This is a genomic window from Oerskovia sp. NPDC060287 (genome assembly GCF_042726775.1).
GTDB classification, from domain to species: domain Bacteria; phylum Actinomycetota; class Actinomycetes; order Actinomycetales; family Cellulomonadaceae; genus Oerskovia; species Oerskovia merdavium.
Genome location: NZ_JBHXBO010000065.1, coordinates 1 through 19,885 on the forward strand (window position 1 = coordinate 1; position 19,885 = coordinate 19,885).

Annotated in this window: 13 protein-coding genes and 2 pseudogenes; 10 read left to right on the forward strand and 5 right to left on the reverse strand. The window is 71.7% G+C overall.

Features of this window, described 5'->3' with window-relative positions:
• From ACFWFR_RS08035 to ACFWFR_RS08055, 5 genes and pseudogenes are all read left to right on the forward strand, one after another.
• Positions 1-356: pseudogene (locus ACFWFR_RS08035) on the forward strand (ABC transporter substrate-binding protein); the annotation flags it as partial.
• A 272-nt stretch (positions 357-628) separates the two neighbouring features.
• Positions 629-1,684: an iron-siderophore ABC transporter substrate-binding protein gene (locus ACFWFR_RS08040; RefSeq protein WP_377622282.1), complete on the forward strand. Its 1,056-nt coding sequence runs from the start codon at positions 629-631 to the stop codon at positions 1,682-1,684.
• Between the two features lie 109 nt (positions 1,685-1,793).
• On the forward strand, positions 1,794-2,744 hold the full coding sequence (locus ACFWFR_RS08045; RefSeq protein ID WP_377622283.1) for a FecCD family ABC transporter permease: 951 nt from the start codon (positions 1,794-1,796) through the stop codon (positions 2,742-2,744).
• Positions 2,745-2,866: 122 nt separating this feature from the next.
• Positions 2,867-3,865 (forward strand): FecCD family ABC transporter permease, encoded by a 999-nt coding sequence (locus tag ACFWFR_RS08050; RefSeq protein WP_377622285.1) that lies wholly within the window; start codon positions 2,867-2,869, stop codon positions 3,863-3,865.
• The gene (locus ACFWFR_RS08055; protein ID WP_377622287.1) at positions 3,865-4,728 is read left to right on the forward strand and encodes an ABC transporter ATP-binding protein; all 864 of its coding nucleotides are present in this window, start codon (positions 3,865-3,867) and stop codon (positions 4,726-4,728) included. The genes ACFWFR_RS08050 and ACFWFR_RS08055 overlap by 1 nt, the downstream gene beginning before the upstream one ends.
• A gap of 2 nt (positions 4,729-4,730) precedes the next feature.
• Here the strand turns inward: ACFWFR_RS08055 and ACFWFR_RS08060 are convergent, their stop codons facing one another.
• From ACFWFR_RS08060 to ACFWFR_RS08080, 5 genes are all read right to left on the reverse strand, one after another.
• Complete coding sequence (locus ACFWFR_RS08060) at positions 4,731-5,267, reverse strand: GbsR/MarR family transcriptional regulator (protein ID WP_377622289.1); 537 nt, start codon at positions 5,265-5,267, stop codon at positions 4,731-4,733.
• Positions 5,268-5,345: 78 nt separating this feature from the next.
• A complete protein-coding gene (locus ACFWFR_RS08065) occupies positions 5,346-6,875 on the reverse strand; it encodes a DUF1524 domain-containing protein (protein ID WP_377622291.1) in 1,530 nt (509 codons plus the stop codon).
• 167 nt (positions 6,876-7,042) lie between these two features.
• A complete protein-coding gene (locus ACFWFR_RS08070; RefSeq protein ID WP_377622293.1) occupies positions 7,043-7,411 on the reverse strand; it encodes an ArsR/SmtB family transcription factor in 369 nt (122 codons plus the stop codon).
• Positions 7,412-7,478: 67 nt separating this feature from the next.
• The gene (locus ACFWFR_RS08075) at positions 7,479-11,483 is read right to left on the reverse strand and encodes a discoidin domain-containing protein (protein ID WP_377622295.1); all 4,005 of its coding nucleotides are present in this window, start codon (positions 11,481-11,483) and stop codon (positions 7,479-7,481) included.
• Positions 11,484-11,569: 86 nt separating this feature from the next.
• Complete coding sequence (locus ACFWFR_RS08080) at positions 11,570-14,812, reverse strand: GH92 family glycosyl hydrolase (RefSeq protein WP_377622297.1); 3,243 nt, start codon at positions 14,810-14,812, stop codon at positions 11,570-11,572.
• A gap of 401 nt (positions 14,813-15,213) precedes the next feature.
• Between ACFWFR_RS08080 and ACFWFR_RS08085 the strand changes: the two genes are divergently transcribed.
• The 5 genes and pseudogenes from ACFWFR_RS08085 to ACFWFR_RS08105 all read left to right on the forward strand — a co-directional run.
• Entirely contained in the window at positions 15,214-16,227 is a 1,014-nt protein-coding gene (locus tag ACFWFR_RS08085; protein ID WP_377622299.1) for a LacI family DNA-binding transcriptional regulator, read from the forward strand.
• 259 nt (positions 16,228-16,486) lie between these two features.
• Positions 16,487-17,776: an ABC transporter substrate-binding protein gene (locus ACFWFR_RS08090; protein WP_377622301.1), complete on the forward strand. Its 1,290-nt coding sequence runs from the start codon at positions 16,487-16,489 to the stop codon at positions 17,774-17,776.
• A gap of 194 nt (positions 17,777-17,970) precedes the next feature.
• Entirely contained in the window at positions 17,971-18,876 is a 906-nt protein-coding gene (locus ACFWFR_RS08095) for a carbohydrate ABC transporter permease (RefSeq protein WP_191801029.1), read from the forward strand.
• Positions 18,873-19,787 carry a carbohydrate ABC transporter permease gene (locus ACFWFR_RS08100; RefSeq protein WP_082609024.1) on the forward strand — a complete coding sequence of 305 codons (915 nt, stop codon included), beginning with the start codon at positions 18,873-18,875 and terminating at the stop codon, positions 19,785-19,787. The genes ACFWFR_RS08095 and ACFWFR_RS08100 overlap by 4 nt, the downstream gene beginning before the upstream one ends.
• A gap of 21 nt (positions 19,788-19,808) precedes the next feature.
• Positions 19,809-19,885, forward strand: a pseudogene (locus tag ACFWFR_RS08105) (hypothetical protein); the annotation flags it as partial.

Here is a 19,885-nt window from a genome sequence, read left to right on the forward strand (position 1 = left end):
TGGACGCCGGTGACGGCGCCGTCGCAGCGGTCGAGGCGTTCGAGGACGCCGGCAAGCCCTACCCCGTGTTCATGGGCGAGGACGAGCTGAGCTTCCTGCGCAAGTGGCAGGAGACGGACATGACCGCGCTCGGCACGGTCTACTCGACGTTCCAGTGGCGTACGCCCGTGCTCGCGGCCCAGATGATCTGGAACGGCGAGCAGGTCCCGGCCGAGTGGGTCCTCCCGCAGTCGCCCATCACCGAGAAGGACCTCGACAAGTACCTCGAGGCCAACAAGGACATGCCGTCGCTGCACTACGCCAAGTTCGGTGGCGAGGACCTGCCCGGCTACCCGGAGGCCTGGGCCGACCGCTGAGACGTCACTTCTCGGACGGAGCGCACCGAGCCGCCTCGTCCCTCGACCGACGTCGAGGGGCGGGGCGACTCCGGGTCTGTGGCGGCCTTCGTCCGTGCGCCTGACGCGTGCGAGCGGGCCCGGGGCGTGTGCGAGCCCGCCGGGGGAGCGCTGGACGCAACTTTCAATCTGTTTGAAAGATGAAGTAAGGTAAGGCAATACTCACTCGGGATGGGCTCCTGGACTCGGAGAGCCCCGAGCGAGTCCTCTGCCGAACCACGAAAGGCCCTCTCATGCTCGGAACTCCCCGCCGGCGCGCCCGCCGCACGGCGCTCGCCGCGACACTGGTCGCGGGCGCCCTCGCGCTCACGGCCTGCGCTTCGTCGACCGACGCAGGTGCGAGCGCCGACGAGACGCCGGCCCCGGTCGCGGCCGACGGCTCCTTCCCCGTCACGATCGACAGCGCCCTGGGCGAGGCCGTGATCGAGAAGGCTCCCGAGCGGGTCGTGACCCTCGGCATGGGGTCGGCCGAGACCGCGATCGCGCTCGGCGTCACGCCCGTCGGGATCGAGGAGTACCCGTGGGGCAGCGACGACACGGGCTACCTCCCGTGGATCCACGAGGCCCTCGAGGCGGAGGGCGAGAGCCTGCCCGTCCAGTTCACGGGTGGCACCGAGATCGACGTCGACGCGATCCTCGAGCTCGAGCCGGACCTCATCCTGGCCCCCTGGTCCGGGATCACGCAGGACCAGTTCGACATCCTCACGGACATCGCGCCCACGGTCGCCTACCCGGACCTGCCGTGGAGCATCAACTGGGACGAGCAGATCGAGACGATCGCCACGGCCCTCGGGCAGCCCGACGCCGCGCAGGAGCTCATCGACGGGATCGAGGACCAGTTCGCCGACTCGAAGGAGGCGCACCCCGAGTACGCCGACGTCACGTTCTCCTACGTCTACACGACCGGCCCGGGCTCCCTGGGCGTGTTCCTGCCGGACGAGCAGCGGGTCGCCATGGTCCGCGGCCTCGGTCTGACGGTCGACCCCGTCGCCGAGACCTTCGACGAGACCGAGGGCACCGACTCGGCCCTGATCGGCCTGGAGAACGCGGACAAGCTCGCGGGCAGCGACCTCCTCTTCACCTTCTACTCCGACGAGCAGACGCGTCAGGAGATCGAGGCGCAGCCGCTGTACGCCGCGATCCCCGCGATCGCCAAGGGCGCCCTCGTCACGAGCTCCGACCAGCCGTTCGTCACGGGTTCGTCGATCATCAACCCGCTGACCGTCCCGTGGGCCCTCGACCGCTACGTGCCCATGATCGACGCGGCCATCGCGAAGAGTGCCCAGTAGCACGACAGCTCCCGCACGTCCGGAGGCCGCACCCCGCGGGGCGGGCCTCCGGACGCGTCGTGGCGCCCGACGACGGGTCCCCGCCCGGGCGCTCGGCCTCGTCGGGTGCGTGGTCCTCCTCGTCGTCGTGCTCCTCGTGAGCCTTGCCGCGGGCAGCAAGGCCACGTCCGTCCCCGACGTCGTCACGGCGCTGCGCGGGCAGGGCGACGTGCACCTGCAGGCCGTCGTCGAGAGCCGCATCCCACGGACCGTCCTCGGCCTCGTGGTCGGTGGGGCCCTCGCGGTGGCCGGCGTCATCATCCAGGGCATCACGCGCAACCCGCTCGGGGAACCCGGGCTGCTGGGCGTCAACGTCGGCGCGGCGGCGAGCATCGTGACCGCGACCGGCTTCCTGGGGCTCTCGGCGGGCTCGGCGACCGTCTGGACGGCCCTCCCCGGGGGACTGCTCGCGGTGCTCGTCGTCTACCTGGTGGGCGGCCACCGCTCGGGCGGCAGCGTCGTCCCGCTCGTCCTGGCCGGTGCCGTCGTGTCGGCGTTCCTGGGGGCCTACATCCAGGCCGTGACTCTCACGCTGCCCGAGGTCTTCGACGGCTACCGGTACTGGGTCGTCGGGTCGCTCGCCGGGCGGGACCTGTCCGCCGTCGTCGAGATCCTCCCGTTCGTCGCCGTCGGCACGGTCGTCGCGGTGGCGCTCGCCCCGGGCCTCAACTCGCTCGCGCTCGGCGAGAGCACCGCGGTCGCGCTGGGCACCCGGACGGGCCGGGTCCGTGCCGTCGGGATCGGGGCCGCGACCGTGCTCGCCTCGGCGGCGACCGCTGCGGTGGGCCCCGTGGCGTTCGTGGGTCTCGCGGTGCCGCACGTCGTGCGGAGCCTGGTCGGCAGCGACCACCGCTGGACCCTGCCGTACTCGCTCGTGCTCGGCGGCGTGCTGCTCGTCGCGGCCGATGTCGTGGGGCGCGTCGTCGCTCGCCCCCAGGAGATCGCCGTCGGCGTCGTCACGGCGTTCGTCGGCGCCCCGTTCCTCCTGCTGGCCGTACGCAGGATGCGGGCCGGCACGTGAGCGCACCCGTGGCCTCCCGCCCGCCCGACGGTCCGCGGCTGTCCGTGCGGCGTACCGCACCGGCACGGATGCCCGGACGACCGGCCGTACAGACTCGTCCGCTGCTCCGCGTCGGACGCTGGGTGGCGCTCCCGGTGAACGTGCGTGCGACGGCATGGAGCCTGGTGCTCGTGGCCGCCGTCGTCGCGACCGCTGTCGCGACCCTCACCATGGGGCGCCTCGGCATCCCCCTGGCCGAGCTCCCGGGGGCTCTGCTGGAGAACCCCGGAGGCAAGACGGGCTTCGTGCTGGACCGGCTGCGCGGACCGCGGCTCGTCGTCGCGATCGGGTCGGGGGCTGCGCTCGGGATCTCCGGGACGCTCTTCCAGACCGTCACGCGCAACCCGCTCGGGAGTCCCGACGTGATCGGTCTGGGGGCCGGGGCCGGTGCGGGCGTCGTGCTCACGAGCCTGCTGTGGCCCGGCGTCGTCCCCGTCCCCGTGGGGGCCATGGGCGGGGCGGGGCTCGCCATGGCCCTCGTGTACCTCTCGACCGGACGAGGGTTCGCCTCACCCAGCCGCCTCGTCATCGCCGGTATCGGCATCGCCGCGATGGCCGGGGCCGTGACCCAGTACGTCGTCTCGACCGTGCTGCGCGACCACGGCATGCAGCTCACGGCCTACCTCACCGGGTCGATCGCGGCCGTCTCCTGGGAGCACGCCCGCACGATCGGGCTCGTGCTCGCCGTGGTCGTCCCGCTCGGCCTGGTCCTGGCCCCGCGCCTGCGCCTCGTCGAGATGGGTGACGAGCTCGCCGACTCCCTCGGAGCCCGGACCCGGGCGACGCGGGTGGGAGCCGTCGTCGTCTCCGTGGTCGCCGCGGCCGGAGCCGTGTGTGTCGCCGGGCCCATCGCGTTCGTGGCGCTCACGGCCCCGCAGATCGCCCGCCGACTGACGGGTTCGTCGAGCGCGGGGACCGTCTCGAGCGCCCTGACGGGAGCCCTGGTCATGGTCGTCGCGGACCTCGTGGTCCAGCAGGCACCGTGGGCCGACGGCCTGCCCGTGGGGGTCTTGACCGGCGCGATCGGCGGCGCGTACCTCGGCTACCTCCTGATCCACGAACGGAAGAAGGGTCGGATCTGATGGCAGACCGCACCACCACGTCTCGGCCTCTCGGGCCCGCCGCTCCCGTGGAGGGGCGGCCCGCCGCGGGCGGCCTGGCCGCCCACGGTCTCACGCTCGCGTACGACGGGCGCGTCGTCGTCGAGGGGCTCGACCTCGTCGTGCCCGACGGCGAGCTCACGGCCGTGATCGGGCCCAACGGGTGCGGCAAGTCGACGCTCCTCAAGGCTCTCTCCCGGACCCTCGTGCCTCGGGAGGGCAGCGCGACCCTGGCCGGACGTGACCTGCGCGGCTATCGCAGCAAGGAGCTCGCCCGCCGTCTCGCCCTCCTGCCCCAGAGCCCCGTCGCCCCCGACTCGCTGCGTGTCCGCGACCTCGTGGCCCGCGGTCGCTACCCGTACCACTCGCTCCTGCGACAGTGGCACCCGGACGACGAGCGTGTGGTCGCACGGGCGCTCGGGACGACCGGGGTCACCGCCCTGGCCGACCGACCTGTCGCGGACCTCTCCGGGGGCCAGCGTCAACGGGTGTGGCTCGCGATGGTGCTCGCGCAGGACACCGACCACGTGCTCCTCGACGAGCCGACGACGTTCCTGGACCTGGCCCACCAGATCGAGATCCTCGAGCTGTGCCAGGACCTGCAGGCTGCGGGCAAGACCGTCGTGGCGGTGCTGCACGACCTCAACCAGGCCGCGCGCTACGCGACCCACCTCGTCGTCATGAAGGACGGTGCCGTCGTCGCCCAGGGCGACCCGCGAGAGGTCATGACGGCCGGGCTGGTCGAGGACGTGTTCGGGCTCGCGTGCGACGTCGTGACCGACCCGCAGAGCGGGGCCCCCATGGTCGTCCCGCTCACGCGCGAGGCACGCGCTGCTCGAGCCTGAGGTCAGTCCGGGGCGGGGGCTTCCGTGGGGCCGGGCGCGGCCCCCGGCGTGGCGTCACGGGCGGCCTTGTACCGGTTCCACTCCTCGCGCAGCGTGCCGTAGAAGCCGAGCAGCCACACCATGTAGTCGTGCATGTTGCGCAGCCGGACGTGCGCTGGGCCGCCAGGGCTGGTGAAGGACAGCGCGACGTCCGAGAGCTCGCGCTGCTTCTCCAGGTAGGCGTGCTCGTTGTCGAGGAACCCGCCCCACACGTCGGCGTCCATCACGAAGTAGTGCGTCCTGTCACCCGGCCGCCGGAAGCTGCGGACGAACCCGATCTCGACGAGCCGTCGCGTGTACGTCGACACCGAACCGCGGCTCGCACCCGTCGCCTCCATGAGCTCGTCGGCAGTGACTCCGGGGGCGTCGCTGATCAGCAGGTGGCCCACGATGCGCCCTTCGATGCGCGACAACCCCTGGCTCGACCAGTAGCCGGCGAAGCGGTCGACGAACCACGGCTCGAACTCGGCGCGCGTCGTCGGGGCGTCAGCTGGGTCCACGGGCACAGTCTCTCAGCCTCCGGCTCCCGGTCCGGGACGCCGCGGCGGTTCGTGGTCACGAGGGGCAGCGTGCGCGCGTCACCACCAGGCCCGCTTGAACCCCGCGGCCTCCGCCTCCTTGCGGCTGTCGAAGCACACGTCGGCGACGACGTCCTTGAAGTTCCACTCCTCGCCACGCACGTAGTAGACGTTCGTGGCGCCGTCGGTCGAGCGGAGGTACAGCCCCTTGACCTTGCAGTTCTCCGGGACGGGCTTGGGCGTCGGGGTCGTCGCAGAGGGCGCGGGCGCGGGGGTGGGGGCGGGATCGCTCGGCGCCGGCTCGGCCGCGACCGGCGGCGCCTCGGGCGTCGGGTTCGGCTTGGGCTTGGGCTTGACCGGCTCGGGGAGGACGGGGTCGCGGGGCGGAGGGAGCGTGGACCCGGCGGGGAGCGGTTCGGCGGGGCACGTCGCCAGGACTGCGACCATGGCCGCCTGCTCGGTGGCCGAGACCCGCAGGCCGTACGTGTACTTCACCGCGACCTGGCGGGCGACGTACGCGCAGCGGAACGACTCGTCGGGCGGCAGCCAGGCCGAGGCGCTGCCGTCGCCCTTCTGCTGGTTGAGGGTGCCGGCCACCACGAGGAGGTTGAGCGGGTCGTTGGCGAGCGCCTCGCGGCGCGACGCGTCCCAGGACTGCGCGCCGTGGCGCCAGGCGTCGGTCAACGGCACGACATGGTCCACCTGGACGGCGCCCGACGACATCGGGCCACGCTCGAACGCGACGTCCTTGCCGCTGTACGGGTCGGCGAGGAGCCCCGTCAGGACCACGCAGTCTCGTGTCCCGGGCTTGAAGGAGACGCCGGACAGGGCACGCCCGAGCGCGTCGTTGCGTGTGTCGCACCCGTTGCCGTCGGTGTCCGCGAAGCGCTTGCCGAACGCGTCGGACGAGTACCCCGTGACAGGGTTCGGCTCGCCGACCACGAGGAGCGCGACCGTCGCGAGGGCGCTCTGCGACGGCGCGGCCGCCGTCACGGTCGCGATGTCGAGGGACTCGAGCTCGAGGACGGCCGAGTTCGCGACCTCGATGTAGTCCGGGGTGCTGTCCTCGGGCGGGTCCTCGACCGGGACCGGGGCGGTCGAGGGCCTGGCGACCACGGCCGACGGTGGCGGATCGTCGCCCTGCCCCGAGAGGGCAGCGGCGCTGCCGGTGATCGCGACGACCAGCACGGCGGCCCCGACCCAGAGCGCGGGTCGGGAGAGGAGGCCCCGCTGGGGGGCGGGCCGACGCGCCCGGGTGCGCTGCGCCGTCGGGCCGGGCGGGTGCGGGCCCACGGAGTGCGCCGACGTCACGGTCCCCTCCGGCGGGGGCGGCACGGGAGGCAGCGCACGCACCGAGGACGCCGGGGCGTACGTGGCGGGCTGCTCCTCGACCGACGGTCTGACCTCGGCGAACGGCGTCACGGGCTGGTCCTCGCGGGGGAGCGCCGCGCCCACTCCGAGGGGTAGGCGCTGCGTGCTCGCGGGCAGGACGGTGGGGCGCGTGTGCTGCGACCAGCGGTCGCCGTCGAACCACCGCTCGGTGCCGGCGGCCGAAGGATCCGGGTACCACCCGGGGGCGGTGCGACCCATCAGGCCTCCTGCTGCTCTGGCCGCCTGCGAGCAACCCTCCGGCGGCGTCCTGGACCGGCAGGGCGATCGAAGATTAGCCGAGGGGGGAGCAACGCGACGAATCCGTTCAGGCCCGACGGCGGAGCTCACCCGGGAGGCCGGCCCGCACGGACGGACGTCGCCGACGCTCAGGCCGTGGCCGACACCTGGACCGGGCCGCGCGACGGGGCCGCCGGTTCCGGCGCCAGCAGGTACCTGCGGAGCGTGGCGAGCATCCGGTCGACCCGCTCGACGTCCGCGGAGTACCGCACGCGTCGTCCCTGGCGGGACTCTCGCGGCTGGTCCGCGCGGACCAGGCCGTGCCGTTCGAGCCGGCCCAGGACGTGGAGGACCGACTGCTGGTGGGCCCCCGTCGCGAGGGCCAGCTGACCGCTCATGAGTCCGCCGTGGGCGGTGAGCTGCCGGAGCACGGCACGGGTCAACGGGCTCGTGAGCTCGTCGATGACGGACTGTACCGCGTCGTTCTCCGGGTCGGGGACGTAGGCGTAGCGCGACATGGACTTCTCCTCGGGGTGGGGCCGCCGCGCCGCCCGGGGGGACGGACGACGCGGCGGCGGCGATGGGCTACCCGCAGGTGGCCGGCTGGAAGGGGGACTCGACGACGGTGATGCCGCCGTCGGTCCCTGAGGCGGTGGTCTCGACGACGCCGGTGGCGTCAGCGGCGTCGCGTACCCGGAAGGTCTGGGACGCGGACCGTCCCGGTGCGACCCCGGCGAACGTCTTGGTGCCCGCGGGCGTCCGCACGACCACGTCGAGCGGGACCTGCTCGCCGTTCACGACGCGGACGGACAGGTACTGGACCCCGGCCGTGCACCTCGTGGTGACCGTCGTGCCGATCGACAGGTCGGTCGCGAGCTCCGGGTCGGCGGCCCCCGGGGCGAGGGCCCGGAGGCTCGAGAGCCCCGGCCCGCCCGCAGCCCAACCGTCGACGGTCAGGGCGACGTAGCGCGTGGTGGCTCCGACGTCGAGCGAGCCGCGGACGGATCCGCCCTCGATCCGGCCGACGTCCGTGTAGGTCAGACCGTCGTCGCTGACCGAGACCGTGGCCGCAGGGGCGTCTCCGTCCCAGCGCGTGACGACCCGGCCGACCTCCTGCGGGGCACCGAGGTCGGTGACCATGCGCCCCTCGGCGGAACCCGGCGACCAGACGGTCGACGCGTCGCCGTCGACCGCGAGCGACGGAGACGTCATGCCCGACGGGAGCACCGACGCCGGGAACGTGAGGGTGCTCAGGGCGTGGTCCGCGACGGGGAACGGGGTCGCTCCCCGGAAGCGGAGCGTCGTGGGCGACGCCTTGCCCGGGACCGCGACCTCGCGGGCATCGCCCGTCTCGGCGTTGCGGACGACGAGCGAGACGGGCGCGGCCGAGGTGAGGAGCACGGTGCGTGCGTCGGTGACGTCGGCGTCGAACGACCCGCTGACCTGCGAGACGTCGAGCGTCGCGCGGGGTGCCAGGACGACCGCGCTGCCGGCCGGGACGCTCACCTCGACCTGGGAACCGGCAGCCGTCACGCGCTGCGTGCCCGGGTACAGGGTCGCCGTCGTGCCGTCGTGGGCCACCGTGACCGTCGTGGTGACCGGCGCGCCGGTGAGGTTGAAGACCGACAGGTAGCCGTCGAGAGCGCTCACGAGCGTCCCGGGCGAGCTGCTCGTCGGGACGGCGCGCGCGGCCTGCTGCGCGGTGGCCGCCGCGTCGCCGACCACGGCCTCGACGAGCCGGGGGCCCGTGGCACCGTCGGCCAGGCGCACGACGTGCTTGGCGTCGCCCGAGCGGGAGACGGTCAACGGGGCATCCGTGCCACGGACCACGAACCCGCCCTTGCCCTCGATGTTGATCCAGCCGCCCTGCGAGCGCAGGACCTCGTCGCCCTTCTCCTCGTGCCGTCCGGCGTCGTGCCAGGTCGTGCCGTCGGTCGAGGTCTGGATCACGTAGACATCACCGGCCGACGCCTCCCAGCCCAGCTCGACCCGGGACACGTCCTGGACGGTGCCGAGGTCGATCTGCACCCAGGAGTCGGGCCGGGTGCGGTCGGTGCGCGAGACGGCCCAGCGGGTGTCGGCCCTGCCGTCCGTGACCGCGGTCGCGGGCTTGCCGTCGTCGGCGCTCGACGCGGTCGCGGGCCTGCCCGCCGCGAGGTTCGTCGCCCCCAGCGGACCGAACGCGCGCAGGTGGTAGAGCGAGTACCCGTAGTCGGCGTTGCCGCGGACGCCCTGCATGCGGACGAAGCGTGCGGGGGCGGGGGAGGACCCGTCCGCTGCCGTGAGGTCCACGGTGTCGAGGCGCGCGACGTTCGCGTCCTGGGCCGACTTCCCGTAGCGCGACGCGACGGTCCAGGTCGTGCCGTCGAGCGAGGTCTCGACGGTGTACTCGGCTCCGGCCGAGACCTCCCACGCCAGGCGCACCGAGGCCAGCGTCCTCTCCGCGCCCAGGTCCACCTGGATCCAGGAGTCGGCGCGGGTGCGGTCGGCCTTGGAGACCGCCCACCGTGTCGTGGGGCTGCCGTCCGTGACGCGTGCGGCCGTGCGGCCGCCCTCGGCGTCCTGGCTCGACGCGGTCGCGGGCTTCCTCGCGGCCAGGTCGACCGTCCCGTCCGGGCCGTAGGCGTGGAACGCGTACATCGAGTAGCCGTACGTCGCGTTGCCGCGGATGCCCTTCATCCGCACGTAGCGGGCCTGGACCTGGTCGAAGGGCAGGTCGTCGACGCGTGCGGCGTTGGCGTCGGCCGGTTCCTGGGCCGGGACGACGGGGTTGGCCGCGGTGACCTCTCCGTCGGCCGTCGTGTAGGTGCGCGACCCGTCGAGCCCGTTGTATCCGCCCATGTCGAGGTTGCGGACGGTCACGGTCCCGTCGGTGGGGCCCGCGCCCGTCGAGGCGTAGATCGCCGAACCCGTCGGGAGCGTCACCTGGCCCGCGTACCCGTCCCCGATCCGGAAGACCGAGGCGGTCCCGTCGAACCCGTCCCTGGCGGCGGTCGAGACGTCGACCGACCGGGCGCTCACCTGGGCCGAGGCGCTCGGGTAGAGGAAGGGCGAGCTGCCCGAGAGATGGAAGAGCCACGAGTCCTGCTCGGGGACCCAGGGGAACTTGACGAAGCCCTGGCGGCTGACCGCACCGGCCCAGGCGTTCGCGGACTGCTGGACGACGAGTCCCGGTCCTGCGCCGAAGTCACGGACGCCCGCGAGGCGGTCGAAGAGCTCGTCGGAAGGGGTCGGGGTCACCGGCCCCTCGGGGGACTCGGCGCTCGCGACGTGCAGGAGGTAGGAGATCGCGATCTCGGCGCGCGCCTCGGGCTCGTACTTGGCCTCGCCAGAGAACTTCGTCAGGCGGTAGACGGGCGCATACATCTGGTAGTCCGCGAGAGCGTCCGCGAGGCTCGCCTCGGCGCGGGCCGCGTCGGGGTCGCGCAGGACCTGACCGAGGAAGGCCACGGGCAGGACGTCGCGGCCGTAGAGGAACTCGCGGTCGTTGACCATGGGCATGAACGGCTCGCCCTGCTCCGACATGACGAGCTGGATGGACCGCCACAGCTCCGCGGAGTTGGGCTGCTCGAGCAGGATCTCAGGGATCGGCTCGCCCGCCAGGAGGAAGTGGATCGCATTGCGCGCCCCCGAGCGCCACACGTCCGACTGGTAGTGCGGACCGAACGACCCGTGGTTCTCCACGATGTAGGTGTCGTAGACGTTCTGCATCGTGTTGTCCGAGACGGGAGCGCCTGCCACGACCGCGGGGTTGTTCCTGTCGGCCGTCGGCTGGCCCGCGGCGTTGCGCCCCCAGGTCGCGAGCTGGTCGGCCCAGCGGTCGGCGTCGGGGTCGTCGGGCGCCCAGGCGAGGCCCGGTGCGAGGGCCTGCGTGTAGACGCCGACCTCCTCCTGCGCGGTGTCGCCCTTGTACCCGCCGGTGGGCCAGTGGGCGTTCCAGCTGCCCGACAGCGGGTCCTGGGCGAAGTTCAGGTCGGCCGCGTAGCGCGACTGCTCGGTCGCGATCTTCGTGAGGTTCGCGCGCGTCGTCGCGTCGAGGTCGTCCCACAGGAGGCGGCCCGCGGCGAGGAAGTACGACTGGAAGGTCGACTCCCAGAACAGCTTGCGCCCCCAGGTGCCCTGGGGGTTCACGAGGCGGTTCGACGCCGCGTAGTGCGTGATCGTCGAGAGCGTGTGCGCTTTGAGGTCCGCGCGCGAGATGCCTGCGAGCTCGGCGTCGTACTCGCCCTGGGTCACGAGCACGGCGTTGCCGAGCACGACGGCGAAGTTCATGTCCTTGAGCTGGTAGACGCCCGCGGCAGGGTCGTAGACCGACTCGACCCACCGGGTGTGGCGGAGCAGTGCCTCGTAGTACTTGGCGGCCGTCGCGTCGGGGGCGCCGTAGGAAGGGGCCGCCGACGCGGGCGCTGTGCTCGGGTCGGCGGTCGTCGGCTGCGTGGCCGCCGACGCCGTGGTCGTGAGGCCCGCGAGGAGGAGCGAGCCCGAGGTCAGGGCGACGACAGCGGTACGGAGCGTGCGTCGACCGGGCCGGGGCGAGGGCCGTGGCTCGGGAGCGCGGTCCGCGCGGGGGCGGAAGGACGTGCGATGCATGGTCGGCTGCTTCCTGCGTCGTCGTCGACGCATCGGAGGGGTGGAGTCCTGGGGGCGGAAGGACGCTCCCGCCCCCAGGGTCGTGCTCACTGTCCGCAGGTCACCGCGGGGTACTCGACGTCGGTGACTGTCTGCCGCACGTCCTGCGCATCGCTCGGACGCGCGGTCACCGTGGCGCTCCCGGCCTCGATCTCGGAGGACCGGGTCGAGAAGGTCTGCGCGGCAGACTTGCCGGGGGCGACCTGCGAGAAGGTCTTGGTGCCCCACGCCGTCGCCACGACGACGTCGAGGGGGACGGTGTCGTCGTTGACCACGCGGACCACGACGGCGCCGGTCCGGCCGGTGCACTGCGACCTGGCGCTCGCGACGACCTCGACCCCCCGGTCGACGATCGGCTCTGAGGTGCCGACCGCGAACAGGTGCATCACGCCCTTGTCGGTGCCCTGCGGCAGGATCACCGACGCGATGGTGCGGGTCGGGTCGACCGACACCGGCACCGTCCCGAAGACCTTGGCGTGGGTCGTGTCCTTGGTGCCGTTGGCCTTGTTGCGACCCGTCGTGGTCACGACGGGGACGTTGCCGAACTGGTAGGTGGTCCCCGGGGTCCAGTCCGTCAGCTCGACCTGGACGTCCTGCCGGGTGCCGTCGGTGTAGACGACCGTCGCCGTGCCCTTGGCCGGCCCGTTGGTGGCCAGGCCGAGGAACGAGATCTTCTCGACCCGGACGCCCATCGGGACGCTCTGGCCGTGGGGGATCCAGTTGTCGGGCGCACCCGGAGCGGCATCCGGCCAGGTGTACGTGACTCCCGTCGCCCCCAGGGGGAGGCGAGCGCCAGGAGTCGCGCCGGCCGCGGCAAGGTTGGCGCGGGACAGGGTGTTGTCGGACGCGTCGATCGACCCCGTCGCGCCCTTGCCGTCCGTCGTCGTGCCGATGTTGTTGAAGACGTCGCTCCCGTCGGTGAACGACGGCGGGACGTCTGCTTCCCCGGTGCCCCAGGTGCCCGGGGTCGAGCGCATGGTGAGGTCGAGCGTGCCGCCCTGCTGGGTGAAGGACTCCGGGAGCCACGTGGCCGAGGACGGGACGCCGTCGACCCGGAGCGAGTCCACGTAGCGCGATCCGCTCGACGCGCCGGGCGCTGTGAGCGAGATGACCCGGGGCGCTCCGTCGGCGACCCGGCTCGTGATGGTGACCTGATCGAACGCGGGCGAGGACACGAGCAGCTCGGCGCGGCCGAAGATCGCCGGGTAGAGGCCAAGGTTGGACCAGACGAACCAGGATGAGAGCGAGCCCAGGTCGTCGTTCCCGGGAACGCCCGTGGGAGCGGTCGTGAAGAGCTCGGCCCGAGCCCGGTCCAGGGTGTCCGTGGTCTTCGCAGGCTGCTGGAGCCAGTGGTAGACCCAGGGCGTCGAGGTGCTGGGCTGGTTGCTCATGTAGGCGTACGGAGTGTTGTAGACGCCTGCGTCGAGCCGCGTGAGGTGCGTGTCGAGGTCGGCCGTGACCTTCTGGACCCCGCCACGCTTGGCGATGAGCGTGCTCATGTTCTGCGGGACGGCCCAGCCGTACTGGTAGCCGGTCGCCTGGTCGAACTGGTTGCCGCGCTCGCCGAGGTTGAACCCGCGGTCGAACCCGTTGCGACCGCGCGGTCGGATCTCGCGCGTGACCGGGTCGAACACGTTCTGCCAGTTCTGGGCGCGCTGCATGAACCGGTCGTACGCCGCGTCGTCACCCAGACGCTGGGCGAGCTGGGCGATCGAGAAGTCGTTGGTCGCGTACTCGAGCGTCGTCGAGGTCGAGACGGCGTTCTTCGCGTTCTCGACGAACCCGAGGCCCGCGAACTGGTATCCGTTCTCGCGCTTGTTCCGTGCCTTGTCCTGGGGCAGCGCCTGCGAGGACACGAGGTGCGCGAGCGCGGCCTCGCGGTCGTAGTCGGTGCTGCCGAACGCGTCGATGACCGAGAGGACGGTGGGTAGCGAGTCGCCGCTCATCTTCTGCTGGGCGACGCCGAGGTGCGGCCAGTTGGGCCAGTAGCCCGACTGGTCGACCAGGTCGACGATCGACTGGTTGATGTCGGACGCGACGTCCGGGAAGAGCAGCGCGACGAGCTGCGCCTGTCCGCGGTACATGTCCCAGCCGGAGTACGTCGCGTAGTGGTGGCGCCCCGGCTCGACCCGGTGGACCGCGCCGTCGTAGCCGAGGTACTCGCCGTTGACGTCGTCGTAGGTGTTCGGGTGCAGCAGCGAGTGGTAGAGCGCCGTGTAGAGAGTGACCTGCTCGGCCTCGGTGCCCCCCGCGACGTCGATCGTGCTCAGTGCGTCGCGCCAGGTGGTCTCCGCCGCTGCGCGCGCCTCGTCGAACGTCACGTCGGCGGACTCGGAGGCTGCATTCTCCGCGGCGTTCTCGATGCTCACGTAGGACAGGCCTGCCTTGACCGTGACCTCGGCGCCGTCGGGGAAGGTCACGAAGACGCCCGCGCCGTGCCGCTTCTGGGCGGACGCGCTGGTCGAGCCGACCGTGACGTCCCCGCCGGTCCAGGTGCCTGACGAGACGATCGGCTGGTCGAACGTCGCCGAGTAGTAGGCCTTGTAGCGTCCGCCGCCCTCGCAGACCGGCGCCGTCTCGACCCAGCCGGAGATCGTGCTGCCCTCGATGGTCACGCCGCTGCCGAACACGCTGTTGTTCGACCCCGTGGTGTTGAAGATCAGGGTCGACGAGTCGGCGTCCGCGGGGAAGTCGAAGCGGCTGATCGCGGTGCGGTTGGTCGCGGTGAGCTCGGTGGACACGCCGTTCGCGAGGTCGACCGCGTAATACCCGGGCGCGCCGACCTCGTCCGCGTGGTCGAACGCGAGGTAGTAGGGCTTGATGTCGGTGCCGGGGGAGGACGGAAGAGCACCCTGGTCGGTGAGGCTGCCCGCGTAGGGCAGGACGGGGAAGTCGAACGCGCCGTTGCGGTTGACGCACCCGGTCCCGGACAGGCGGTTCATGCCGAACCCGCGGATCTTGTCGGCGCTGTACTCGTAGCCGCCTCGCATGTCGCCGTCGCTGCTGCGGAAGGTCGTGGGGCTTGACTGCACCATGCCGAAGGGCACCGTCGCGCCCGGCCAGGTGTTGCCGTAGGCCGCGTTCCCCTTGTTCTGGGCGAAGTCCTCGGCGGTACCGATCCAGGGATCGACGGCAGCGAAGGGGTCGAGGTTCACGAGGTCGGCGCCGGCGACGGGCTGGGCCGTGGCGGCGCTCGGCGCCGTGAGGCCGAGGCCTGTGACGAGGGCCGTCGCCGCGACCAGCGCGGGCAGACGGCCGCGGATGCGGGAGGGGGAGGCTGGGACGGGCAAGGGACGTGTCCTCTCGGGGGTGCTGCCCGCCCCGGTGCACGCCCGGGAGCGGCGTCGCGCGGGGGTGCGCGGCGCCGTCGGGCAGGTTCGGGAGTGAGGCAGGTGGTGCGAGGGTTGGGCGGGTGTCGGGTCGGCCGCCGCAGGTGAGCGGCAGGAGGGTCCGCTGTCCGGTCTGTGTGCTCGTCTCGACTTGACAGCGCTGTCATGGTCGGGTGTACTCACCCTATACACACCGGAGTCGTCCTGACCAGCCCCTCGTCGCGACGAGCGGGTCAGGTGGCACTCCGGGCCGGGACGCGCTGGGGTGTGGAAGAATCCCGCCAGTCGATCGTGCGGGGGTGGATGTGGTGGCCAAGGACGGCCGAGCTGCACGCGGTGGAGGTCGCCCGACCCTCGCGGCGGTGGCCGAGTCCGCAGGAGTGAGTCTCAAGACCGCTTCTCGCGTGCTCAACAACGAACCGAGCGTCTCCGAGCCCACCCGGCTCAAGGTCCGGGCGGCGGCCGACGCGCTCGGCTTCCGTCGCAACGCCGTGGCGGCGGACCTCGCGCGCGGAGGCGTCTCGCGGCTCGTCGGCTTCGTCACCGGCGACATCGCCAACCCGTTCTACTCGGACCTCGCGAGCGGGATCGAGCGCGAGCTGCGCAAGCACGGGCTCCAGCTCATCACCGCGAGCTCCGACGAGGACGCGGATCGTGAGCGCGAGCTGATCGACGCGCTCATCGAGCGGCGGGTCGCCGCGCTCTTCATCGCCCCGACTGCGGACGACCACTCGTACCTGCGTTCCGAGCTCGCCGACGGCGTGCCGATCGTCTTCCTCGACCGCCCGCCGGGCGGGATCGACGCGGACACCGTGGTGCTCGACAACCGGGCCGGGGCCGCGGCCGCCGCCCGCCACCTCGTCGACCAGGGGCACCGCAGGATCGCGCTCGCGGGCGACCTCCCTCGGCTCTGGACGTTCCGCGAGCGTCGTGAGGGCTTCGTCAACGCCCTGCGGGACGCGGGCATCGAGGATCCCGAACGCTACGTGCGCGACGGGCTGCACGACGCCGAGACGGCCCGCCTCGCGGTCGAGGAGCTGCTCGCGCTCGACGAGCCGCCCACCGCGATCCTGACGGCGAACAACAAGATCACCCAGGGGGCGCTCCGGGCGTTGCACCCCGCGGCGCGCGGCGCACGGCGAGACGTCGCGCTCGTCGGGTTCGACGACTTCGAGCTCGCCGACATCCTCGAGGTCAGCGTCGTCGGCTACGAGGTCTCCGCGATGGGCCAGGAGGCCGCACGGCTCGCCGTGGCGCGCATCGAGTCCCCAGGGGAGCCCGCGCACCTGCGCGTCGTGCCCACCGTCCTGATCCCGCGCGGGTCGGGCGAGATCGCGCTCGCGACGCCTCTCGAGGGCGTGCCGGCGGTCGGTTGAGGCGCGACCACCCCCGTCCCGCCCCCGCGTCCGCCTGCCCCCTGCGTTCCCCGTGTCCGCGCCCGCGCGTCGTCCGGCCGTGAGGATCCGCACGATCCTGCGCCTCGCACGAGTGGTCGCTTTGTCGCCGTCGTCCTCTTCGGGGCGCCCTGAGGTCTCCCCCAGGTAACGATTCGGCGCACTTCTTTGACAAGTGCCGCTGAGCGGCCGTACGTTCGTCCTGTTCCTGACAGCGCTGTCAACACGAAAGTAGGATCCCATGCGTAACGGATTGCGCGTCGCTGGGGCACTGGTGGGCACCGCTGCCCTCCTGGCCCTCGCAGCTTGCAGCGGAGACTCCGGCAACGACTCGACCGGGGGCGGCACCGACGCCGCCTCGGGCGGCAACGTCGAGGTCTTCACCTGGTGGGCAGCCGGTTCGGAGAAGGCAGGGCTCGACGCCCTCGTCACGGTCTTCGACGAGCAGCACCCCGACTTCACCTTCGAGAACGGCGCGGTCGCCGGTGGCGCCGGCTCGGCCGCGAAGGACCTCCTCCAGACCCGGCTCCAGGCCAACGACCCGCCGGACACGTTCCAGGCCCACGCCGGCAAGGAGCTCACGGACTACATCGACGCCGCGCAGCTCGAGGACATCTCGGACCTGTACGACCAGTACGGCGTCAAGGACGTCTTCCCCGAGGACCTGATCGACCTCCTCACGGTGGACGGCAAGATCTACTCGATGCCCTCCAACATCCACCGCTCCAACATGGTCTGGGCCAACCCGGCCGTGCTGACCGAGGCCGGCCTCGACCCGGCCGCCACGTACGAGTCCATGGACGACTGGTTCGTCGCCCTCGACGCCGTCAAGGCCACGGGCAAGACCCCGCTCTCGGTCGCCACGACCTGGACCCAGGTCAACCTGCTCGAGACGGTTCTCATGGGCGACCTGGGCGCCGAGGCCTACAACGGCCTGTGGGACGGTTCGACCGACTGGGAGAGCCCCGAGGTCACGGCAGCTCTCGAGGACTTCCAGAAGCTCATGAGCTACACCAACACCGACCGTGACGGTCTGGACTGGCCCGAGGCGACGCAGCTCGTCATGGACGGCCAGGCAGCGTTCAACGTCATGGGCGACTGGGCCGTGGCCGCGTTCGAAGAGGCCGGCAAGACCGCCGGTGCCGACTTCACGTACTTCCCGGTCCCCGGGACGGACGGCATGTTCGGCTTCCTCGCCGACTCGTTCACGCTCCCCGTGGGTGCGAAGAACCCCGACGGCGCCAAGGCCTGGATCGAGACCGTGTCCAGCCTCGAGGGCCAGACGGCGTTCAACAAGGCCAAGGGCTCCATCCCGGCCCGTACCGACGCGAACCCTGCTGACTTCTCGGAGTACCAGCAGACCGCCATCACGTCCTTCGCGGAGGACACGATCGTCCCCTCGCTCGCTCACGGTGCGGCTGCCTCGATCGCCGTCCTGAACGGCATCTCGGACGCGACGAGCAAGTTCACCTCGGGTGCTTCCGACCTCGCGCAGTACCAGGCCGACCTGGCCGCCGCTGCCGCCGAGTAAGGACGCCTGACCGGTCGACCGGGGTCGTCCGTCGCGGAGCTGCTCGCGCAGCTCCGCGGCGGGCCCCGGACGGCCCGCCCCACCCCGCCGTACCCGCAGCTCGTTTCCTACGCACCGTCACCGGCAGGGCCCCGTCGCACCTCTGTGCGCCGTGAGAGCCGTCGGGAGGTGCCCACACCTTGGGAGGATCACCGGTGATCCAGTCCGCTCGACGATGGGGCCCGCCACTGCTCCTCGTCGCCCCGTCACTGATCTTGGTGGGGGTCTTCGTCTACGGCCTCATCGGGATCAACTTCTCCACCTCGACCACGGACATGCACAAGGCCGCGCAGTCCACGGGGCAGGCCCCCGTCTCGCGGGTCGGCTTCCAGAACTACCTCGACCTGCTCGCGAGCCCGGAGTTCCAGCACTCGCTGATGAACCTCCTGATCTACACCGTGGTCTTCCTGGTCGGCACCATGGTCGTCGGCTTCGTCTGGGCCTGGCTCCTCGACAAGCCCATCAAGGGCGAGGGGTTCTTCCGCGCCGTCTACCTGTTCCCCATGGCGGTCTCGTTCGTCGCCTCGGGCGTCGTGTGGCGCTGGCTCCTCAACTCCAACCAGGGGGAGAACGCGAGCGGCCTCAACCGGCTGTTCCAGATGATCGGTCTGGACGCCCTCCAGAACAACTGGTGGAACAACGTCACGTTCGGTATCGCCGCCATCGCGATCCCCGCGATCTGGCAGCTCTCCGGCTATGTCATGGCACTGTTCCTCGCGGGCTTCCGCGGGATCCCGGACGAGCTGCGCGAGGCGGCCCGCATGGACGGCGCCAACGAGTGGAAGCTCTACCGCCACGTGCTGTTCCCGCAGCTCACGCCGATCGCCCTCTCGGCCCTCATCATCGTGGGCCACATGTCCCTCAAGGCGTTCGACCTCATCATGTCGATCTCCAAGCCCTCGAACTACCAGACCAAGGTTCCGGCCGTCGACATGTACGTCTTCAAGTCCAGCTTCGACTACGCGAACGCTGCGGCCGTCGGCGCGATCCTGCTGGTCATCGTGGCCTTCGTGATCGTGCCCTACCTGATCTCCCTGAACCGCAAGGAGAAGATCCGATGACCGCCGTCGCCACGCCCGTCGAGGCGCAGACCCCCGGCTCGGGATCGGGCTCCGGTGCGGCAGGCTCGCGCCGGCAGAAGAAGCCCGTCCAGCGCTTCTCCGTGGGGCGCACGCTGCGCTACGCGATCCTCATCCTGTTCGTGCTGATCGTCCTCGTGCCCGTCTACGTCCTGTTCGTGACGAGCTTCAAGGGGGCAGGTGACGCGGCCCCGAGCCGCGCGTGGAACCTGCCCCAGGTGTGGACCACGGAGAACTGGCAGGCGGCCTGGACCGCGCTGTCGCCGGCGATCCTGCGCACGCTGCAGATGGTGATCCCCTCGGCGATCATCGCGGCGTTCCTCGGGTCGCTCAACGGGTTCGTGCTCTCGCGCTGGACCTTCCGCGGGGCGAACCTCGTCTTCACGCTCATCCTGTTCGGCATGTTCATCCCGTACCAGGCGGTGATCATCCCGCTCAACCAGCTGGTCCAGGACCTCAACCTGCCGAGCGGCATCCCGACGCTGATCCTGCTGCACGTGATCTACGGCCTGCCGATCACGACCCTGATCTTCCGCAACTACTACCAGACCGTGCCGAACGAGCTCATCGAGGCCGCGCGCGTCGACGGCGCGGGCATGCTCCGCACGTACTGGTCGATCGTCCTGCCGATCTCGATCCCGAGCTTCGTGGTCGTGCTCATCTGGCAGTTCACCTCGGCGTGGAACGACTTCCTCTTCGCGGTGTTCTTCTCCTCGAGCCAGAACGGCCCGGTCACGCTCGCGCTCAACAACCTCGCGAACGGCGCCCTGCTGCAGAACTACGGCGTCTCGATGGCGGGGGCCCTGTTCGCCTCGCTCCCGACGCTCATCGTCTACATCCTGCTCGGCAAGTACTTCATGGGCGGGCTCATGTCCGGCTCCGTGAAGGGCTGACGTCCGGCTGCCGGCCCGCCCCGCACCCGCTTCCGCCTGGGCCCCGGGGACCTGCTGCTCCTCTACTCCGACGGCGCCTACGAGGCCCGCCCCGCCCC